At 67.9% G+C, this 16,476-nt stretch carries 16 protein-coding genes and 1 pseudogene; 8 read left to right on the plus strand and 9 right to left on the minus strand.

What is annotated here, in order from left to right; translation table 11 throughout:
• Positions 1 to 3: 3 nt before the first annotated feature.
• Entirely contained in the window at positions 4 to 456 is a 453-nt protein-coding gene (locus GPA10_RS37255; protein ID WP_157169265.1) for a hypothetical protein, read from the plus strand.
• 248 nt (positions 457 to 704) lie between these two features.
• A complete protein-coding gene (locus GPA10_RS37260) occupies positions 705 to 1,241 on the plus strand; it encodes a hypothetical protein (RefSeq protein WP_343041748.1) in 537 nt (178 codons plus the stop codon).
• Positions 1,242 to 1,963: 722 nt separating this feature from the next.
• On the opposite strand, the gene GPA10_RS37265 is transcribed toward GPA10_RS37260, so the two are convergent.
• The gene (locus GPA10_RS37265; protein WP_157169266.1) at positions 1,964 to 2,539 is read right to left on the minus strand and encodes a hypothetical protein; all 576 of its coding nucleotides are present in this window, start codon (positions 2,537 to 2,539) and stop codon (positions 1,964 to 1,966) included.
• Positions 2,540 to 2,952: 413 nt separating this feature from the next.
• Here GPA10_RS37265 and GPA10_RS37270 point away from each other — a divergent pair, with 413 nt between their 5' ends.
• From GPA10_RS37270 to GPA10_RS37295, 6 genes are all read left to right on the plus strand, one after another.
• Positions 2,953 to 4,089, plus strand: a complete 1,137-nt coding sequence (locus tag GPA10_RS37270) for a tyrosine-type recombinase/integrase (RefSeq protein WP_343041760.1) — start codon at positions 2,953 to 2,955, stop codon at positions 4,087 to 4,089.
• A gap of 4 nt (positions 4,090 to 4,093) precedes the next feature.
• On the plus strand, positions 4,094 to 4,435 hold the full coding sequence (locus GPA10_RS37275) for a helix-turn-helix domain-containing protein (protein WP_157169267.1): 342 nt from the start codon (positions 4,094 to 4,096) through the stop codon (positions 4,433 to 4,435).
• 247 nt (positions 4,436 to 4,682) lie between these two features.
• Positions 4,683 to 5,258, plus strand: coding sequence for a hypothetical protein (locus GPA10_RS37280; protein ID WP_157169268.1), 576 nt, complete (start codon positions 4,683 to 4,685; stop codon positions 5,256 to 5,258).
• 121 nt (positions 5,259 to 5,379) lie between these two features.
• Positions 5,380 to 6,801, plus strand: a complete 1,422-nt coding sequence (locus GPA10_RS37285) for a site-specific integrase (protein WP_157169269.1) — start codon at positions 5,380 to 5,382, stop codon at positions 6,799 to 6,801.
• Between the two features lie 240 nt (positions 6,802 to 7,041).
• The gene (locus tag GPA10_RS37290) at positions 7,042 to 7,644 is read left to right on the plus strand and encodes a hypothetical protein (RefSeq protein WP_157169270.1); all 603 of its coding nucleotides are present in this window, start codon (positions 7,042 to 7,044) and stop codon (positions 7,642 to 7,644) included.
• Positions 7,645 to 7,705: 61 nt separating this feature from the next.
• A complete protein-coding gene (locus GPA10_RS37295; protein ID WP_157169271.1) occupies positions 7,706 to 7,972 on the plus strand; it encodes a hypothetical protein in 267 nt (88 codons plus the stop codon).
• A 420-nt stretch (positions 7,973 to 8,392) separates the two neighbouring features.
• On the opposite strand, the gene GPA10_RS37300 is transcribed toward GPA10_RS37295, so the two are convergent.
• The 8 genes and pseudogenes from GPA10_RS37300 to GPA10_RS43900 form a co-directional block, all read right to left on the minus strand.
• Complete coding sequence (locus GPA10_RS37300) at positions 8,393 to 8,854, minus strand: hypothetical protein (RefSeq protein WP_198351818.1); 462 nt, start codon at positions 8,852 to 8,854, stop codon at positions 8,393 to 8,395.
• A 486-nt stretch (positions 8,855 to 9,340) separates the two neighbouring features.
• Positions 9,341 to 12,370, minus strand: coding sequence for a trypsin-like peptidase domain-containing protein (locus GPA10_RS37305; protein WP_157169273.1), 3,030 nt, complete (start codon positions 12,368 to 12,370; stop codon positions 9,341 to 9,343).
• 7 nt (positions 12,371 to 12,377) lie between these two features.
• On the minus strand, positions 12,378 to 12,830 hold the full coding sequence (locus GPA10_RS37310; protein ID WP_157169274.1) for a CU044_2847 family protein: 453 nt from the start codon (positions 12,828 to 12,830) through the stop codon (positions 12,378 to 12,380).
• 71 nt (positions 12,831 to 12,901) lie between these two features.
• Positions 12,902 to 13,159: pseudogene (locus GPA10_RS37315) on the minus strand (Tn3 family transposase); the annotation flags it as partial.
• Between the two features lie 267 nt (positions 13,160 to 13,426).
• Entirely contained in the window at positions 13,427 to 14,311 is an 885-nt protein-coding gene (locus GPA10_RS37320) for a DUF6602 domain-containing protein (RefSeq protein WP_157169275.1), read from the minus strand.
• 277 nt (positions 14,312 to 14,588) lie between these two features.
• Positions 14,589 to 14,723, minus strand: a complete 135-nt coding sequence (locus GPA10_RS43535; RefSeq protein WP_281364880.1) for a hypothetical protein — start codon at positions 14,721 to 14,723, stop codon at positions 14,589 to 14,591.
• Between the two features lie 307 nt (positions 14,724 to 15,030).
• The gene (locus GPA10_RS37325; RefSeq protein WP_425505886.1) at positions 15,031 to 15,717 is read right to left on the minus strand and encodes an SPDY domain-containing protein; all 687 of its coding nucleotides are present in this window, start codon (positions 15,715 to 15,717) and stop codon (positions 15,031 to 15,033) included.
• Positions 15,718 to 15,796: 79 nt separating this feature from the next.
• The gene (locus GPA10_RS43900; protein WP_343041749.1) at positions 15,797 to 16,279 is read right to left on the minus strand and encodes a hypothetical protein; all 483 of its coding nucleotides are present in this window, start codon (positions 16,277 to 16,279) and stop codon (positions 15,797 to 15,799) included.
• Positions 16,280 to 16,476: the final 197 nt, after the last annotated feature.

Raw genomic sequence — 16,476 nt, forward strand, 5'->3', positions numbered from 1 at the left:
CAGATGTTCCGACGACGTGCTGACCGTGAGTTCCGTGACGCCCAGCGGGTCTGCCAGGCGATGCAGGAGATGGTCGCGACCTGGCAGGCACCCGACTTCCCGAGCCCTGCCGCCGAGTCGGCGCCGACCGCGCAGGACAGCGCGACCCCAGGGGACGTCCCCGACTTCCTGCCGCCGGATCTTCGGGTGCCCTCCCGCCACGAGGTCGAAGGGCTGATGATGCGCTGGCAGCAGCCGCTGGTCATCGACGGTGCGGTCCGCGCGTGCCCGCAGTGCGGCTCCTACCGGGACTGGATCATCTTCAGCATGCGCGACGACACCGTCTGGCTGCGCTGCCGCACCGGCCACAACACGCTCGAACGCCGTCTGGACCCGGCCTGGTACAACCGCAACTCCGGACCCGTGGACCACTTCCACCCCACCCTGGACGATGGCCTGCGCCACCTGGGCCACTGACCCCCACGACCCCTACCCGCCGGCAGCGGATCGCCTGTCCGCTCCCGCCCACTCGTCCACTCCGTCGATCGAAGGGGTTCCGCATCCGCCGCCACACCACGACCACTCTCGTCCTGACCACGCTCGCCGCCCTCGCCCTGACGGGCTGCTCTGATGGCACTTCCGGCCCGAGGGGGACTTCACCAGCGGCCTCCGCACCCCGCAGGGGAAGCGACGCCGTGCGGGCCGCACCACTGTCCTCTGCCGCGTTGAATCAGCGGCTTCTTACCGAGCAGGACCTGGGCGAGGGCTACGTACGCAAGGCGGAGCCCGCCCAGCACGACGAGGACGTCTCGGTGATCGGCTGCCCCGCGCTGGACCAGCTCGGCGGGGAGGCAGCAACCGGCCAGGGCCTGGACTTCCCGCGCAAAGCGAAGGCCGCGTTCACCTACGACGCCGGCACCACCTTCGAGGTGAGCGAGGAGATCTACAGCGACACCGCACAAAAGCTGTCCGACGGCGTCGGCCACATCTTCGACGCGATGACCTACTGCCCCAAGTACCAGGTCGTCTCGGGCAGCACCGTCATCGACATGACCACCCAGGAGATGGCCGCTCCCCGGCTGGGCGAGGAGCGGTGGAGCCAGTTGCTCACCTACTCCGTGGGCGGACAGCGCAGCACCGTCAAACAGACCGCCGTCCGCACCAAGACGGTCATCGTCGTGGTCGCGGGCAGCCCTGCCCTGGTCGATGCTCACATACGCAAGGCCGTCACCAAGGCCACAGCAGCCCGGCGCACCGGATGAAGGGGCGGCACACGCTCCCGCAGGCGGCGTGGACGCCGCCTGAGTCGTGGCGGCAGTCGAACAGTGCGCTGGCACCAGCTCCTGCGGCCAGGCGGCCGGGGCGTTCAGCAGTTGAGGTTCAGCGCGTTCACTGAGTGAACAGGTTCGTCAAGCCGTCCTCTGGTGCGCGGGTGGCTTGGCAGCAGCCCCGCAAGCGCTCGCGGGGCTGCTCGTTCTCTGAGCGAGTAGTTGTCCTCCATTGCGCACCAGCAGTGCCCGGAAAGGTCCTCCTCAACATCGTGCCGGGCATCTGCCGCTGCTCGATGCTCTAGCCGACGATGAGCCGACATGCGCCGCCCGTGCCTGGGTCCCACGAGCGTCGTCATGGTGATGTGGGCATCTGTGATGTGGAGTCGGGACCTGCTGCCCGTGGCTGCGTAGGTCTCCACGGATGTCATTCCGCGATGGATTCGGGAGTCAGTCGAGCGCTCTCGCCAAGATCAATGTCAGTGGAAGCAGAAGTCACTGCCCCTGCATTGCCCCTGGCGACGCGGGCCCCCGCAGTGACATCCGGTCTTATCGCGGTACGTGGCCAACGCAGACAAGTGACATCCGCCGACGCGTCGGAACGACTCCCGCTTTGAGATGCACAGCCACTGCCCGACGCGGGGGGGCGGTGTGTAAGGCAAGAGGCCCGGTGGCCGAGCTGGCAAGGCTCGGCCACCGGGCAGGGGCAGGTTGCACTACAAGAGCTGGAGCAGCGTGTCGCGTGCGTGCGAGGGGCGTTGAAGGGTCACCAGGCGGTGACGGTGTATCCGTACATCAGTGATCCGGTCCTCGGTGGCCAGGTAGACGATGAGGTCGGTGTGGCTCGTGCGGGTACGGTCCGCACGGGCGATGACGTGATGGGTCTCGGCGCACCCCGACAGGGTGTACGCGTCGCCGGGCCGCAGCGCACCGGCCCGGTCGTCGAAGGCACCGAGGCCGTCTTCGTGCCGCTGGTCCCATCGGCGGGCATATTCACGTGCCTGGGGCAGCGTGTAGGTCTGGCGGGCGACCTCGGCCTCCTGCCAGATGCGCCTGCACGCCGCGCACTCGTTGCAGGCGTCAGGGTTGGGGCCGGAGAGCTGCTGCCCGCACCAGGAGGTGCCCACCAGCGCGTCGCGGCGGTGGCCCGTGACGAGGTTGCCCCGCCCGCTCGCGGCCCACAGGACGTCCTCGTCCACATGGCAAGGCTCGCCGGCGGGCAACATCAGCTCGCCGACGGTGTGGTAGAAGCGTTCGAGCGCGGCGCCGAGTCGGGTGCAGATGACGCACACGGGTTGCGCGGTTGACGGCCCGTCCTGGAGCCGGTTGCCGCAGTAGCCGAGCAGGTGCCCGGGGACGGGGCGGTGCGCGGCGGCGTTCTTGCCCGCGCCTGCGGCCGGGCGGAAGTCCGGCTCGCCGCCGGGGTGCGAGGGTGTGGTGAGGATGAGTCGGGCGCGGGTGCAGCTCTGGCACAGGATGTGTGCGGTGTTCTCGCCGACGGGCTCAAGGTCGGGCGAGTGACTGGAGATCCGACGGGTTCCCTGTGCACCCTCTCGCGTACGTACTCGCTGTTGACACTAGTCGGGGCCTCATTGGCGGGGTCCACACCTTCGTGTGAGGTTCTGACGATTACTGGCAGATTCCTGGAGTTCAGCCCGTAATTTGCCTGCTCGTGGAGGATTCCGGGACTCGCCACCTCTCGCTCATCTCAGGCGTCGGTGGCACGGACGTGCTGGACCAGCCGCGGGAGGCTGGGCTCGCCGACGTGCTCACGCTCCAGCGGAAGGCGTTCGAGACCTCCACGGCGACCGATGAACGGGCCTTGTTCCAGGACACCCTCGCCGAGTACTGCTGGGCACGGGACGTGGCGGGCCTGTCGCCACGGACGCTGCAGATCTTGGTCCAGCCAGTGCTGGAGGTCTGCTCGTTCTACGACGTCGTGCCGTGGCGGCTGACGTCGCGGGACGTGGACCGGTACTTCGCGGGGCCCGGCAAGCCGGGTCGTCACGCGACGATGCGATCGAAGATCAACCGGATCGACGGGTACTTCGCTTTCCTGGAGCAGCGCTACGCAGGCGAGATCCTGCGGCGCTTCGGGGCAGCGGTGGAATCGCCCATCGACCCGTTCAATCGGCCGCGGCACCGTGGTGATTTCGGCCTGCGGATCCCGCCGTCGGCCCGGGCCACGAAGGAGTTCTTCGCCGCCTGGCGGGATGCGCTTCCGGTCGCACGGAAGTACCCGGTGGCCGTCCGGAACTATGTGATGTCCAAGCTCACCTATATCTCCGGCGTTCGGGCTGCCGAACTCTGCGCAGTGGGGCTGGGCGATATCCACTGGGAGAACGGCCAGTGGGGCCGCTTCCTTGTGCACGGCAAGGGCGCACGCGGGTCGGGCCCGCGTGAGCGCGAAGCGTTCATGTTCCAGCAGGGACGCGACCTGCTGTGGTGGTACATCGAGGAGGTCCGCGGAGAGTTCCGTGACGATCCCACCGACCCGCACGCCCCGCTGTTCCCCTCCGAGCGACTGCCTGCGTCGATCGCCGCGCTGGAGATGCCGGTCGCTCCCGCTGTGCTGCCGGACACGTTCCGTAGGGCCTTGAAGATCGCGTCGCGCGAGCACCTTCGGGGGCCGGTTGGCGAGCTGTTTCCGCATCTGCTCCGCCATGCTTGCGCCACCCACAACTACGAGGCGGGAATGCCGTTGTGGGACGTGCAGGTCTTGTTGGGCCATACCTGGGCGACCACCACGGTTGGATATCTCGCGACCGCCAAGGGCGACCCGGAACGGCAGAGCCTGGAGTCCTCCCGGCGAGCGGTTCGCCGGCTGACTTTGGAGTCGTGATCCCATGAAATGGAACCTGCGCTGGGTTGCTGCCCGGCGCGACATCTGGCGCCCCACTCAGCTCTTGGCCGCCTTCCAGGAAGTCGGCTTCAACCCGTCGCTGAGCAAGGTCGCGGCCTTGTGGTCGAACAAGCCGATCACTGTTCGGCTGGACGACCTGGACAAGATCTGCACCGCGCTGGGCTGCACGGTCGCGGACTTGATGGAGGCCGAGCCCGTCGAGGTGGCCGACAGCGAGCGGCAGGCTGAGCCGCGGGCCGTCGGCGGGGAAGACACGGCGGGGGCAATCCGGCCGGTCCCGAAGCCGGGCAGCGGCGGGCGGCGCCGCTCGTTGCCCCCGAACTGAGGAGGCGGCAGTGGCCCGGCGAAAGCGGCCTCCAGTGGGCTCCTGCGCGTACTGCGCGAGCTGGGGCACCGTCACCATGCAATGGCTCTGTCCACCGTGCGGAAGACTGCGGCAAGACGCCAACAAGGGCGTCCACGATCGCCGTTACGGATCCTGTCGCCGATGCGGCCATCCGCAGCCGGTCGCTCGCGACGGCACGTGCCGCGCGTGTCTGCTGGCGGTCCGTGCCGGACAGGACGAAGAGTGGATGTGGGCCGAGGTCAGGCGCGGGTACCTGCCGCCCGGCCGACCGTTGCAACTGGCGTTCAGCCTGAGCGGGGTCCGGCTGCCGGACGCGCTGCCGATCCGCAGACACGACCAGCCGATGGCCGTGCAGAAGATTCCACCGTGGGTACGGGCGGTGTGCCCCGAGCCGGTGAAGGACGACCCTCGAGTCTGCCCACCCCAGATGCCCGGCCAGCTCGCGCTGTTCCCCACACCGAAGCGGCACTTCGCGGTCACCGATCCCGCGCGCATCCGCGACCGCGAGATCCCTGATCTTCAGCTGCTCATCGCCGAGTTGAAGGTGATCGCCACAGAGCGGGGCGTGAGAGCCGCCTCCTGGTTCCAGTTCACCTCCGGTCTGGCCCGGTTGGCGCTTGCTGCGCGTGAGCCCGGTGAGCGGCAGGTCCGCTCTGAAGTGCTGTCGTGGCTGCCGAAGATGGGCCCCACGGTCGGACACGCGCTGGAACGGGTGGGTTTGCTCAGCACGTCGCGGCGGCCGAGGCTCGGCAACGGACCTGGTGCACGGCAGTTGCGCACACTGTCTGGCCTGGGCCAATGACCGGGTGAGGGTCTGCTTGAGCTGCGCTCAGTGGAAGTACCTCGGCCACGAGAACAGCGAGTGCGTACGCTGCCACCGAGTCCTGCCGGTCACCGGCGGCCTGTGCCGGTTCTGCACCGTCGTGCTGGCCGAGACCGAGATCGACGTCGACGGCGCTGCGATGGCCGGTGGCGACCAGCTCTGGTTCGGCCGCGAGATCGGCCCGCGGCTACGGACGCTCGATGCCCGCTATCCCGGCGCTCGCCGCAAGGGCCGCTACGCGTCCAAGCGGCGACTCGCCCAGGAGGCCGAACAGGCCGCTCGCTCCGTCTCCGCCCACCTGACCGACCCCGGCCAGCTGGAGCTGTTCGACACCCCGGCACGGGACTGGACGGGCCTGGACGAGGCGGAACTGCCCGCACTGACCGAGCAAGCAGCCGCCGTGCTGGACGACTTCACCGCCTACATCCGCAGGCGGGGCTGGAAAATCGGTCAGCTCGGCGCCAGCATCCGCACCCTGCGGATCCTCGCCGCGTACCTGGGCATCGCCGCACCGATCCGGGAAACGGATATCAGGGCCGTCGCCGGCCTGAGCCACAACCACCAGGGCGCACGCGTCATCAACTACCTGCGACGGCGCGGTCTGCTGATCTCGGACGAGCCCGTCGACACCTACGTGGCGAAAGCGCGCTCCATCGCGGACAGACTGCCGGCGACGTTCAGCGAGCCGGTACACGTCTGGATCGACGTGCTCGTCGGCCAGGGCAGCAAGCCGAGCCAACCCCTGGGGGCCGAGACCATCCAGCGCTATACGCGCTACGTCGCCCCCGTCCTGCTGGACTGGGCCAACGACGGTCTTGGCGGCCCGCGGGAGGTCACTAGGGAGCACATCGAGGCAGCCATCGAACCGCTGCGCGGCTCCACTGCCCGGGGCGTTCATGTCGGCCTGCGCTCGATGTTCCGGGCCCTGCGCCGAGAGCGTCTGATCTTTCGCGACCCCGCCCGCACCGTCGAGCTGGCCATTGCCCGCCGTCTGCCCCGGCCGCTGCCATCGGACCGGCTCACGGGCCTGCTCAACCCGATCACAGATGCCCGAGGGCGGCTGATCGTCTCCCTGGTCGCCGTCCATGCGCTCTTTCCCCGCGCCATCACCCAGCTCCTGCTGGAGGACCTGGACCGGGCCCGCGGCCAACAACGAGTTCGACGCGTCGGCCGTCCGGACCACGTCATCTACCTCGACGACCTCACCATGGAACTCGCCACCGCCTGGATCGCTGAGCGATATCGGCGCTGGCCGGACTGCGCCAACCCCTACCTGATCGTGAGCCGCGAAACGGCCATCGACGACCTGCACCGACCAGCCAGTAGCGACGTGATTGGGCAGCCCTTCCGCACAGTCGGGCTGCGCGCGAGCGAGCTGCGTCAGGACCGGATCTTCGACGAGGCCCGGCACACCGCCGACCCCGTCCACCTCATGCGCGTTTTCGGCCTGTCGGATGTCACTGCGATGAAGTACGTCGCCGCTGCCCACCCCGACAAGAGGGCCGACCCGATCCAGGCATGATCCGGCGTCGGGACTGGTGGGCTCGCATGTTTCGGTGTCGCGTATCTGTGGCTGGTGCCTGCAGCTCATGACGCTGAGTGAGAGCTCAGGATTGGTCGATCGCGGTGCCATGACGCGGTGAGCGATGCGAGGCTGCAGGCTGCAGGCTGCAGGCTGCAGGCTGCAGAGAGCCTCCCCGGACCGGCCCAGCCTCGGCGTGGACCGGGGGACGGCACGAGGACGAAGGTAAGGGACGGGCCCGTGAAAGAGCTGATTCCGGTGGTGGCTGGGTTCCTGTTAACCACGGTGCTGGGTGGGCTGCTGGGCTTCTTCTTCGAACGACGCACCTGGGCCCACCAGCATTATGTCCAGACCCAGGAGAGGGGACGGGGCGTCCTGGTGTTTGAGGAAGTCAGCAGGTTGCTGGACAAGCGCCTCTATCGGCTTCGGCTTCTTTACTGGAGCCTTGCTGCTGACACGGACGTCCGCTCCGAACGGTCCGAGTCACGTATGGAGGACTATGGGCAAGTACTGTACGAGTGGAACGACAGCATCAACCGGAACCTCGCCCTCATCCAACAGTACTTCGGCATCGCGCTCCGAGATCGTCTCGACTACAGGATCGGGGCAGCCTTCGTCGAGCTGGGCCAGGCCGTGGAGGCCATGTGGAGACGGTTCGACAACGACCCTGGTACGGCGAGCCGCGAGCGGATCAACGATGTGCTGCTGACCAAGCTCGGGTCGCAGATCTATCACCACAACCTGGACATGATCCGTGCCATCCAAGGTGGAGCAGTTGGCTGGTTGGTCGTAGAGAACCGCCGCCCTCCGGAGCGAAACGGTGAGGCCCATCAGTCAGCTTGACGTCATGTTGAGGTGTCGCGGCGCGTACTCTCCGCTGAGGTCGGTCCTGATGTGATTGCGTGTGGTCGCCGGGAGCGTATGGGGTCTGACCGAGATACGCGACACACTGCGGAGATCGTGCGGCAGCTGCTGGACGAAGGGGGAGATCGCCCAGGAGGACCTGGCCCATGTCTCGCCGTACCTGACCGAGCACATCAACCGGGTCGACGAGTACTTCAGGCATGAGCTCGGCATCCAGCCCGAGGCGTACGATCCGAAACTCGACCTCGGCTGCGCCCCGCTGCGCGAGCAGGACCTGACCGCCGCCAGCCTCGGCCAGGCCGCCTGACACTGCCCGCACGGGCAAGGTGGGGAGGAACTTGTCGCGAATCGTTAGGACGTCGCGCGTGTAGCACACCGGATCACTGCGGCGCTCCTCGAACACGTCGGGCACCAAGCCGCGTGCGAGCTCGGCGACAACACGGGCAGACAGTCTCCCGGTACGGCCCGTAGTGCCGCACGGGTGCGTGTTGCGTCGGATCGCCGGGATCCGACGCAAGACGCTACTGGCTCGTCCGGCGCAGAGCTCGGGCCCCGAGGTCGTAGGCCATGGATCCGAGTGCGAGGACAACGAGTGGCCACACCAGGGGTGAGTTAGCGGGAACTGCGCCGCCGACGAGCAGGGTGGTGGCGGAACCGTTGCTGAGCACGGCGGCGGTGGCGGACGCGCTGGGCATCCGGATGAGAACCGCGCGATCCCGGCCCTGGTTCACTGGGCACCGTCCCGCGGGAGTCGAGCGGCTTGGGCACGGACGACCTGCTGCTGGCCGAGTCGCTTGAGCTTGCGCCGTACCCGCTCGCCAGCCTTGACCGGATCCGCCGCCCCCGCAGCGAGGGCCGCCTCGGCCCAGGTGGCTACGGCCGGGTGGGCCCAAGCCAAGGCCACCCGGCGCTCGGCGGGGGTGAGCGCGTTGAGGACGGCGGTGAGGCGGGGATCGTCGGGCAGCGCGCCGAGGGCCAGTTCCGGCGGGGTGGGGCTTCCCGCCACCAAGTCGTAGAGCGTCACCTCATGCCCCAGCGGAGTGTCGAGCAGCACCACCCGCGAGCCACCCGCCCGGCGCCGCCACAGCGGCCTCAGCTGCTGGTGGATCGTGCGGGCCTGCGCGCGCAGATCAGCGATGCTGCCGTGCACGTAGACCTCGGTCCCCCGGTGCTCAGCCCAGTCGCCCATCAGTGCAGTCGACACGGCTTCACGCCACAGGTTTCCAGTTCGAAGGCCGAGGACGTGGTTGGCGACCCAATCCAGGGCCGGGGATTGGCCGGATTCCCCGAGCGCCAGCACGAGCCGTGTCTGCAGGAGGGCGCGAAAGTCGCGGAGCTGTGACGGCCCGTCGAAGCCGGCACGGGGAGTCAGGGTGAACTGCGTAGGCCAAGAGGGCGGCTCTCCTGCACCCCGAGGAGGCGCAGAGGGCTTGCCGATAGAGATCACGGGCGGCGGTTCCTTCCGGCAGCGGGGTTCAGTCTCAGCCTTCGGTCTCGGCGCAGCCCGGTTCCGGCAAAGAATCTTGGAATGCATTCCGTGATGCCCATCACACTGGGCGTCAGGGGCGCCGTCAATGAGGGGCGAACCAACCGGCATGCAGCTGAGCGTGGTGCTTAGGGCTGTGCTGCACGAGGCTGTTCGCCGCTCGGCTGCGATTCGGTGTTTCATAGGTGGTCATTTATGCGAACCGCGGTGCCTGTTGGCGCGCAACGCTGCTGCCGCCTTGCGGCGCCCCCGCCAGGGTTGAGTTCGGTCGCGCGCGAGCAGAGCCAGAATGTCGGCGCCACGCTGGTGATCGAGCTCGAACAGGGCCAAAGCTGCCCAAACCTGGAGTCCGTCGAGGCTGTCATCGTGGGCCAGGAGGTCCAGGAGCTCGACGCCACGCTCCTGATCAAGTTTGATCAGCGTTTCGGCGGCGTGGCGGCGTTCCGGAAGGCCGTAGCCGCCATCACGGGCGAGTTCCGCGCCGCGCTCCTGATCCAGCTCGGTCAGTATTTCCGCCGCCAGTTTGCGTTCCTCCCCGCCCAGGCCGCGCTCCCGCGCCAGGAAAGCCAGGAGGTCCGCGCTACGTTCATGATCAAGCTTGGCTACTCCTAGCGCCGCCATAATGCATTCCGCACCATGCGGGTTGCCGAGCTTGCGGGCGAGGCCACGCGTTGCGAAGCCCGGCGCTCCCAGGCCGGTCTGGCGGGCGAGGCCGGGCTGGCGGGCGAGGCGGGCCAAGAGGTCGGTGCCGCGCTCCTGATCGAGCTCAAACAGTCTTTCCGCCACCTCAATGCGATCCTGGAAATTTAGGTCGTGCTCGCAGGCGAGGCGGGTCAGGAGGTCAGTGGCGCGCTGGTGGTCGAACCAAGCAAGCTCTGTGGCTGCGTCCATGCGTTGAAAGCGGGCGAGCCAACGGTTACTGGCAAGCTTTGTGAGGGTGTCGGTGACGGCGTTGGCGACATGGCCCGGAATGCGAGTTCCGAGCCGTGCCTGCCTGACGACGAACTCAGCACCCTCCAGTCCCTGCATGGCGAGAGTTAGGAGACCTTCTTCGACCTGGAGTGCGTCGGTGGTCTCGGCGTAACTGAGGTCGAGGAGGAAGCCGACGAAGGAGTCAGAATCTTCTGGCTTTGTCCCCCAGCGTCGGTGTGCCCACTGTTCCGGCGCGAAGGGCCGGATGCGCTCCCCAGAGGAATATTTGGTGAGCCGGTTGAGTACCTCGTGCGCCTGAGCTCGGGCCGGTCCGTTGCGTGTGGTGTGGCAGGCAGCCAGGTATTCCTCAAGGGTCGGGTGCAGGAAGGCGGCCTCCCCTTCGCGTACCGTCAGTAGCCCGCTGCTGCGCAGGCTCTCCGCCAAGAACATCGTCCATTCAGCCTCGGGAACACACTCCGGCCGTGCGGCGTCTGGTTGGGAAGCTATGAGGTCGAGCGTCGGCGTGGTGTTGCCGAGGCGCCGTTCAGCGGCCAGGAAGGCGATCATGTTCTGCAACTGCGTGAGCATCTGATCCGCCGCGTCGAGGGCCTCTTGCCCGCACTCCTGCAGGGTGGTTCGGGTCTGGGCCCGTAGCCCGGCAGAGCGCTGGCGCCTGTACAGCAGGTCCATGAAGTGCTTGTAGATCTGACCCCGGCTAGCGGGCAGGACCCGTTCGGGGTCCATGCTGTACAGCTGGCACAGCACGGTCGCCATCAGCGGGGTCCGGGCTGGACCTTCAAGGTGGCGCCGTTGCAGTTCGCTGCTGAAGTCCGAGGCAGTGCGTCCGGGGTCTGGCAGCTCTAGAGCGGTGAACCACTGCTGGGCGAACCGGTTCAGGTCCTCGGCAGTGAAGGGCAGCAGTTCGTAGCGCCGCTCTGGCCAGCCCTCAGACTCCCGCTTCGTCAGCTGTGCAGACTGCTGCTCCGACAGGGACAGCGGACGGGTGGTCGCGATGAACCGGTAGGGCGAGCCGGGCCGGGCGGACGCGTTCTTAAGCTTGGTGACGAGGTTCCGGCGGGCTTCGGGGTCCGTGATTTGGTCCAGGCCGTCGACCATCACTAGCCAGCGCACCCCGCGCAGCGGTTCGGTGTTGAAGAACTGCGGCGGCCAGTCCGGTGCTGGAGCTGCCGTACTCAGGTCCCTTTTCACCTCATGGGCGATAGCTTCGTGCAATGAACCGGGCGCAGCGAGGGCGGTGGCCGACAAGCACACCGGGACCAGTCGGCTGGTGTGGTCCGTGCGCCAGCGCTCGGCCAAACTGACCAGTCCGGTGCGCAGCAGGGTGGACTTGCCACCCCCTGGCCCGGCTATCACGAGGGCGTCCTCCTCCCGCTCAAGGATGTCCTCGGCTGGCACTGTCAGAGCATCGAAAGCGTCCGCCGGAAGTCCAGCGCTGGAGCCAGCGTCAGCATGCGTTTGCCGGGCGTGTTGGCGCAGGTGCACTGCGGTCAACGGCGGGGGGCGAGTGCCCGGCACCACACCTGGGTACGGGTGCTCCCGCGCCACGAGGATGGCGGCGTCCAGGTAGGCGCGCAGCCGCGGCCCCGGATAGGACCAGCCGCCGATCCACATCTGCTCGTCGTCGAGCTGCCCCAGCCATCGTGTGTTACAGGCCGGATCGGATTGGACCTGAGTGACCTGCGGCAGGGCGGTCAGGATGTCGGCGGCAGACACCAGGTGTGCGCTGCCCGCCTTGTGGGAGTACAGCATGCCGCACACCGCGCCGGTACGGCGGCTGAGCACTGCACTGCCGCTGTACCCGCCGCCTACTGGGGTACCGAACACGCGCTCCGGCTGCCACTCATCGCCCAGTGGGCGACCACCAGCATCGACCGCGCGCAGCCGGGAGGCACCCTGCGCGGTGAACAGCGCCGATTGCCCAGCTCGGAACCTGCCGGCCGGGTGCCCCCACGTACACATTGTCTCGCCCGTCTGGACTACGCCAGATAGCAGCACGTGTGGCCCGGCGTCCAGCGGAGCGCGCAGGAACGCCAGGTCCAACCCGCCCGCACGCTCCCGCAGATACCACTCCGGCGCCGTTTCGAGAACCAGCTCGCGGCCTGTGGCGGTCCGGGCCTCAACGGTGCCGGGCAGTTCCTCTCGGCGGTCGGCGAGAACGTGCGCGCAGGTGGCCACGATCCCCGGCGCGACCAGGAACCCGGTTCCCTCGATCACGCCCCCGCCGCCGCGTACACGGGACTCCAGCTCCAGGGTCGCCTCGTGCAGCAGATCTTCCAGTCTGGTCATCGCGGACTCACGGTGTCGGCTTGTCCCATTCCAGCCCGACCGTGATCGTCGACTTCGAAGACGCCTTGCCGATCACGGCGACGAACTGGCCAGACTCCACTATCACCTCGCAGCCGAACTGCACGCTGACTTTCGAGGCGTCGGTGCTCTGGAGCCTGCTAGCGATCTCCTGGGCGAATCCCGCAAGCCCGTCCAGCAGCTGCTCAAGTCGGGGACGGCCCGGCCGCCGGGCGCCGATCTCCTCTTCTTCGTCCTCGGCCCCAGTTCTCCTTGCCGACTCCTGCCCTGGCTGGTCCTGCCGTACGGACAGGTAGATCCGCTGGCCGCCCGCATCCACGGCGATTAGCTCGACGTCGTCCCGTTCGGCTGTAGCAACGTCGCCCGGCTCCCCCAGACCCCCCACTTGCTCCTCCCCCAGCAGCACAACGCAGAATGCGCCTTCATGGGTGCTACCCGCCACGATGGCGTCTTGACCCGTTGAAATCAGCGGCTCCGACTCAAATCACCCCCGTGCTGTAGTAGTCGTCCGCATCACCGAGCGCGTCCACGCGAGGCGCGTAGGGGACGCAACCCGTCGCCCGCAGGTAGGGAGGGGCGGAAGCTGTAGCGGCCCCGGCAGTTGAGGTTCGCGTGCTTGAGCGGGGAGAGCCGGGCCACGTCCTCGTCCAGGACGTTGTGCTCGCGCTGGCCGGCGGGCAGCGCCCGCAGCGTGGTGACCGCGGCGTCCCGGTAGCGGGTCGTCCACAACACGGCGGCGTTCAGTACCAGGTCGAGCGCGCCAACCTGGTTTTATCCGAACTTACCCAGCTGGACTGCCGCACCGCAGTTTCGGAGCCTTCCTCACTGAAGGTAGTGGTCGGAAGTTGCGTGGTCGGACTCTGCCGGGCGTGTCGCGGGCTCGGCTCCTCCGCTTGTGCGGAAGCTTTTGGTCGAGAGTGACTAAGCGGTCCGTGCGGCGAGGTCGCGCAGCCGGAAACCGGCTACCTCCCGGCTCGCAGCCCTCGGCGTACATGGTAATAAGCGCCAGGAGGCTTGGCCGTCGAGAGTTCGAGGCTCTCAGGTGTTATCGCGGCCAGCATTTGGGCTGGTGTCCGTGAGCCATGGCGGCATCAGCGTGGGGTTCTCGGGGCCGATGATGTGCCCGGTACCGAAGGGCAGGTCCCCCATGTAGTCACCGATACGGAAGGGCCGCATGAACACGGACTGGAAGACCCCTTGCAGTTGCATAGTCATCAGAGGCAGCGGCGATCCACCGGGAGGGGGCGTGAGAAGACGCATCCAGGGCTCGCCGGCCTGAGCGGTGAGCCACTCGCCGGATGTTGATGAAACCCAGGTAATCGATCCCTTGTTGAGGATCCAAACGCCGTCCAGGCGGTGCTCGGGTTCGGTGTCCTGCGCGAGTTCCCACATGACGTTGCCCAGGCTCTGCAGCGTCGCGGACGAGGTGTAGGCGAAGAGGAAGCCCGCTGTGGGGAAGTAGTCGAACTGCTTGCCGTATGCCTGGATGGCGCGGTGGAAGACTTCCGGGGTCTGCTTGCGGATCCACGCGGTCTTCGCGTAGCGCTTGACGGCGGCGGTCTTCCGCCACGTCTCACGGAGTCCGTCCGTGCTCAGAACCGACTTGACCTCGATCAGGCCATGCAGGAATTCGACCGGGACGAGCTCGGCCTCGTCGGACCATAGAGGTGGGGTTGAAGCGTCGCAGATGGCCACGTCGCACTCGGTGGAATGCTCACCTGCGCTGCTGATGATCTCGACGTTCTGTCGGACGTCGACGGTCCCCGGCAGGTACTGGTCGAGATACGAGGCGACCACATTCCTCTCGGCGGCCTTCCCCTTCAGCCCCTTGTGCCGGACCACGCCCTTCGTGCACTCAAAGCGTTCCTGCATTTGTCGCGCAACGGATCCGAAGATCTTGCCGAGCTTGTCCTGGTGGCTCATCTGGACAGTGTGCACACTTCGCTGCTGGTAATGCCCGACTTGGGCTGAGACTTCACGCAGAGCTGTACCTGGTGAGGTTAGCCGGTCCCGGGGGCTCCAGGGTGAGGTGGCCAGTACTGGTTCGGAAGTCGGGCATCCCGGACAAGCTCCGTCTAGTGTCCGGCATCAAGCGCTACCTCGACGCAGTGCCCGCTGAGCCAAGGACCCCCAGAACGGCCACGAACCCGCTGCAGGCTGCCCGTCATAGCAGTCCTGCTGCGGTGAGTTCGTGGCCGTTCTACTTCCGGAATCCGGGAACCCGTCGGTTTCGGGTGGCGCACACCGTCATCGGTCCGGTGGCGTCGAGCAGGACGCCGTAGTGGGCGATGCCGTTCGTACGGCCGATGGCGAGCCGGATCAGCGGCAGGGACAACGAACCTCCATGGAGGTAGACAGCAGAGCAGAAGGGTCAGGCGCGTGCGGCGCGCAGCCCGTCGTGGTCGGTGGCGAGGGCAACACTCGTCGTCGCAGCAGTGCCCCTTCGCTGGCCGAAGAGCTGGCGGCCCGCTCGGGGCAGTCGAGGCACCAGGCAGATATCCCGGCGGCGCCACAGCGCTTGCAGCGCACAGTCTGACCAGCGTGGGGCGGTTCGTGACGGGCAGCCTCTGCCAGAGGTTCGAGGCGTGCCCGTAGCCCGGGTAGGACGGGGCAAGGCCCGGCGCGATGGCTGGGCCCTGCTGTCAGGCGCGGTTCACGATGGTGAGGCGCTTCATGGCGCTCTGGGGCAGGCGGTGGCGTGCCACTGGTGCCGGGGAGGCGAGCGAGGCGGCGAAGACGGCGACCAGCTCGTTGGGGACGCTGGGGCTGAAGTTCGCGCACCACAGGTAGGGGGCGCCGAAGATGGGCTCGGCCCATGCCTGCCAGCCCAGCAGGTCCTCCCGCAGGTCGGCGTCCGCGATCAGGTCCGGCAGCATCTCCAGCGAGACGTGCGAGGCGAAGCCGGGGTCCGTGGCGGCGGTGCGGGGGCGGTCCGCGTCGGGGATCCAGCCCTGCGCGCGCAGCGCCGCCACTACCGCCTCGGGTTCTTCGAAGCCGGTGTCGGGCGCCGCGCCGGCGTCGAGCGCGAGGAGGAAGTCGTGCAGGACCTCGTGCGGCACGCCGGTGGTGAAGTACGCGTTCCACTGCACCACCGCACTGGCGGCGTCGGGGCGTGCGGAGATCTGCAGGGCCACGCTCAGGCCGCCGAGGGTGAACGGGCTGGCGGCCAGGATCCATTCGGCGCCGCGCAGCGCGTCCGGGCTGACATACAGCAGAGTGTCGCGGGCGGTCGGCCACATCCGCCAGCCCAGTGCGGTCAGCGTATCGCCGATCCGCTCGGCAAGAACGTCGTCGTCCCCGGCCAGATGGCGCGGGGTGACCCAGCGCACCGCATCCGGCGAGCAGGGGTAGGAACGGTCAGAGGGAGGGTGCGGGTACAGGGGCGCCTCCATGGGGTGCGGGGATGATTCACTGCCCGCCGTCGGGCCGGGCAGCGCGCCGCCAGCGCGGCGGGGCCTGGGTCGGTGCGTGCCAGCCCAGGGCGACCGCGACGTCGGGAAGGAGCGGGCCGAACTGCTCGGCCTCTTCCGGCTCGGTGAGGAACAGCATCGGACGGCCCTGTTCGTCGCGGTCAGCAAGCAGAGGGCCGGAGCGGTGGGCCATCGGGAAGTCGGGGTTGAGGGCGAGCTGCACGAATGCGTCACGGTCGCAGGCCGACAACTGGTCGAGCAGGCTACCGACGGTCGTCTCCGGCAGGGTGGCGAGCAGCTCGGTGTCCTTGGCTTCGGCCACGAACACCACCGGCCGATCGGCATCATCACGCGTGGCAACCACGCCGCCGATACGGCGGGCCGTGCGGGCGAAGGGGTTGATCCACAGACGAACCACCACCTCACGGTCGCTGGCGGACAGACTCTCCAGCAGGTCGCCGACGGTCAGCTCCGGGGCCAAGACGTATCTCCTTCGGTGTATCGGTGGCGAAGCTCATGCGGCAGCCGGGCGCGGACGCGTCCACGGTCACCGGAGCCACCTCTTTGACCTGGGGTTTTCGAGGAAGGTCGTCCACGTTGACATGACCCTGCTGCTTCCACCAGCCCTTTGGCGATCTTTCCTGTCTGCCCCCGGCGAACTGTCCTTTGCCATCCAAT

This window comes from Streptomyces typhae, from assembly GCF_009755605.1.
In the GTDB taxonomy this organism is placed as follows: Bacteria; Actinomycetota; Actinomycetes; order Streptomycetales; family Streptomycetaceae; genus Streptomyces; species Streptomyces typhae.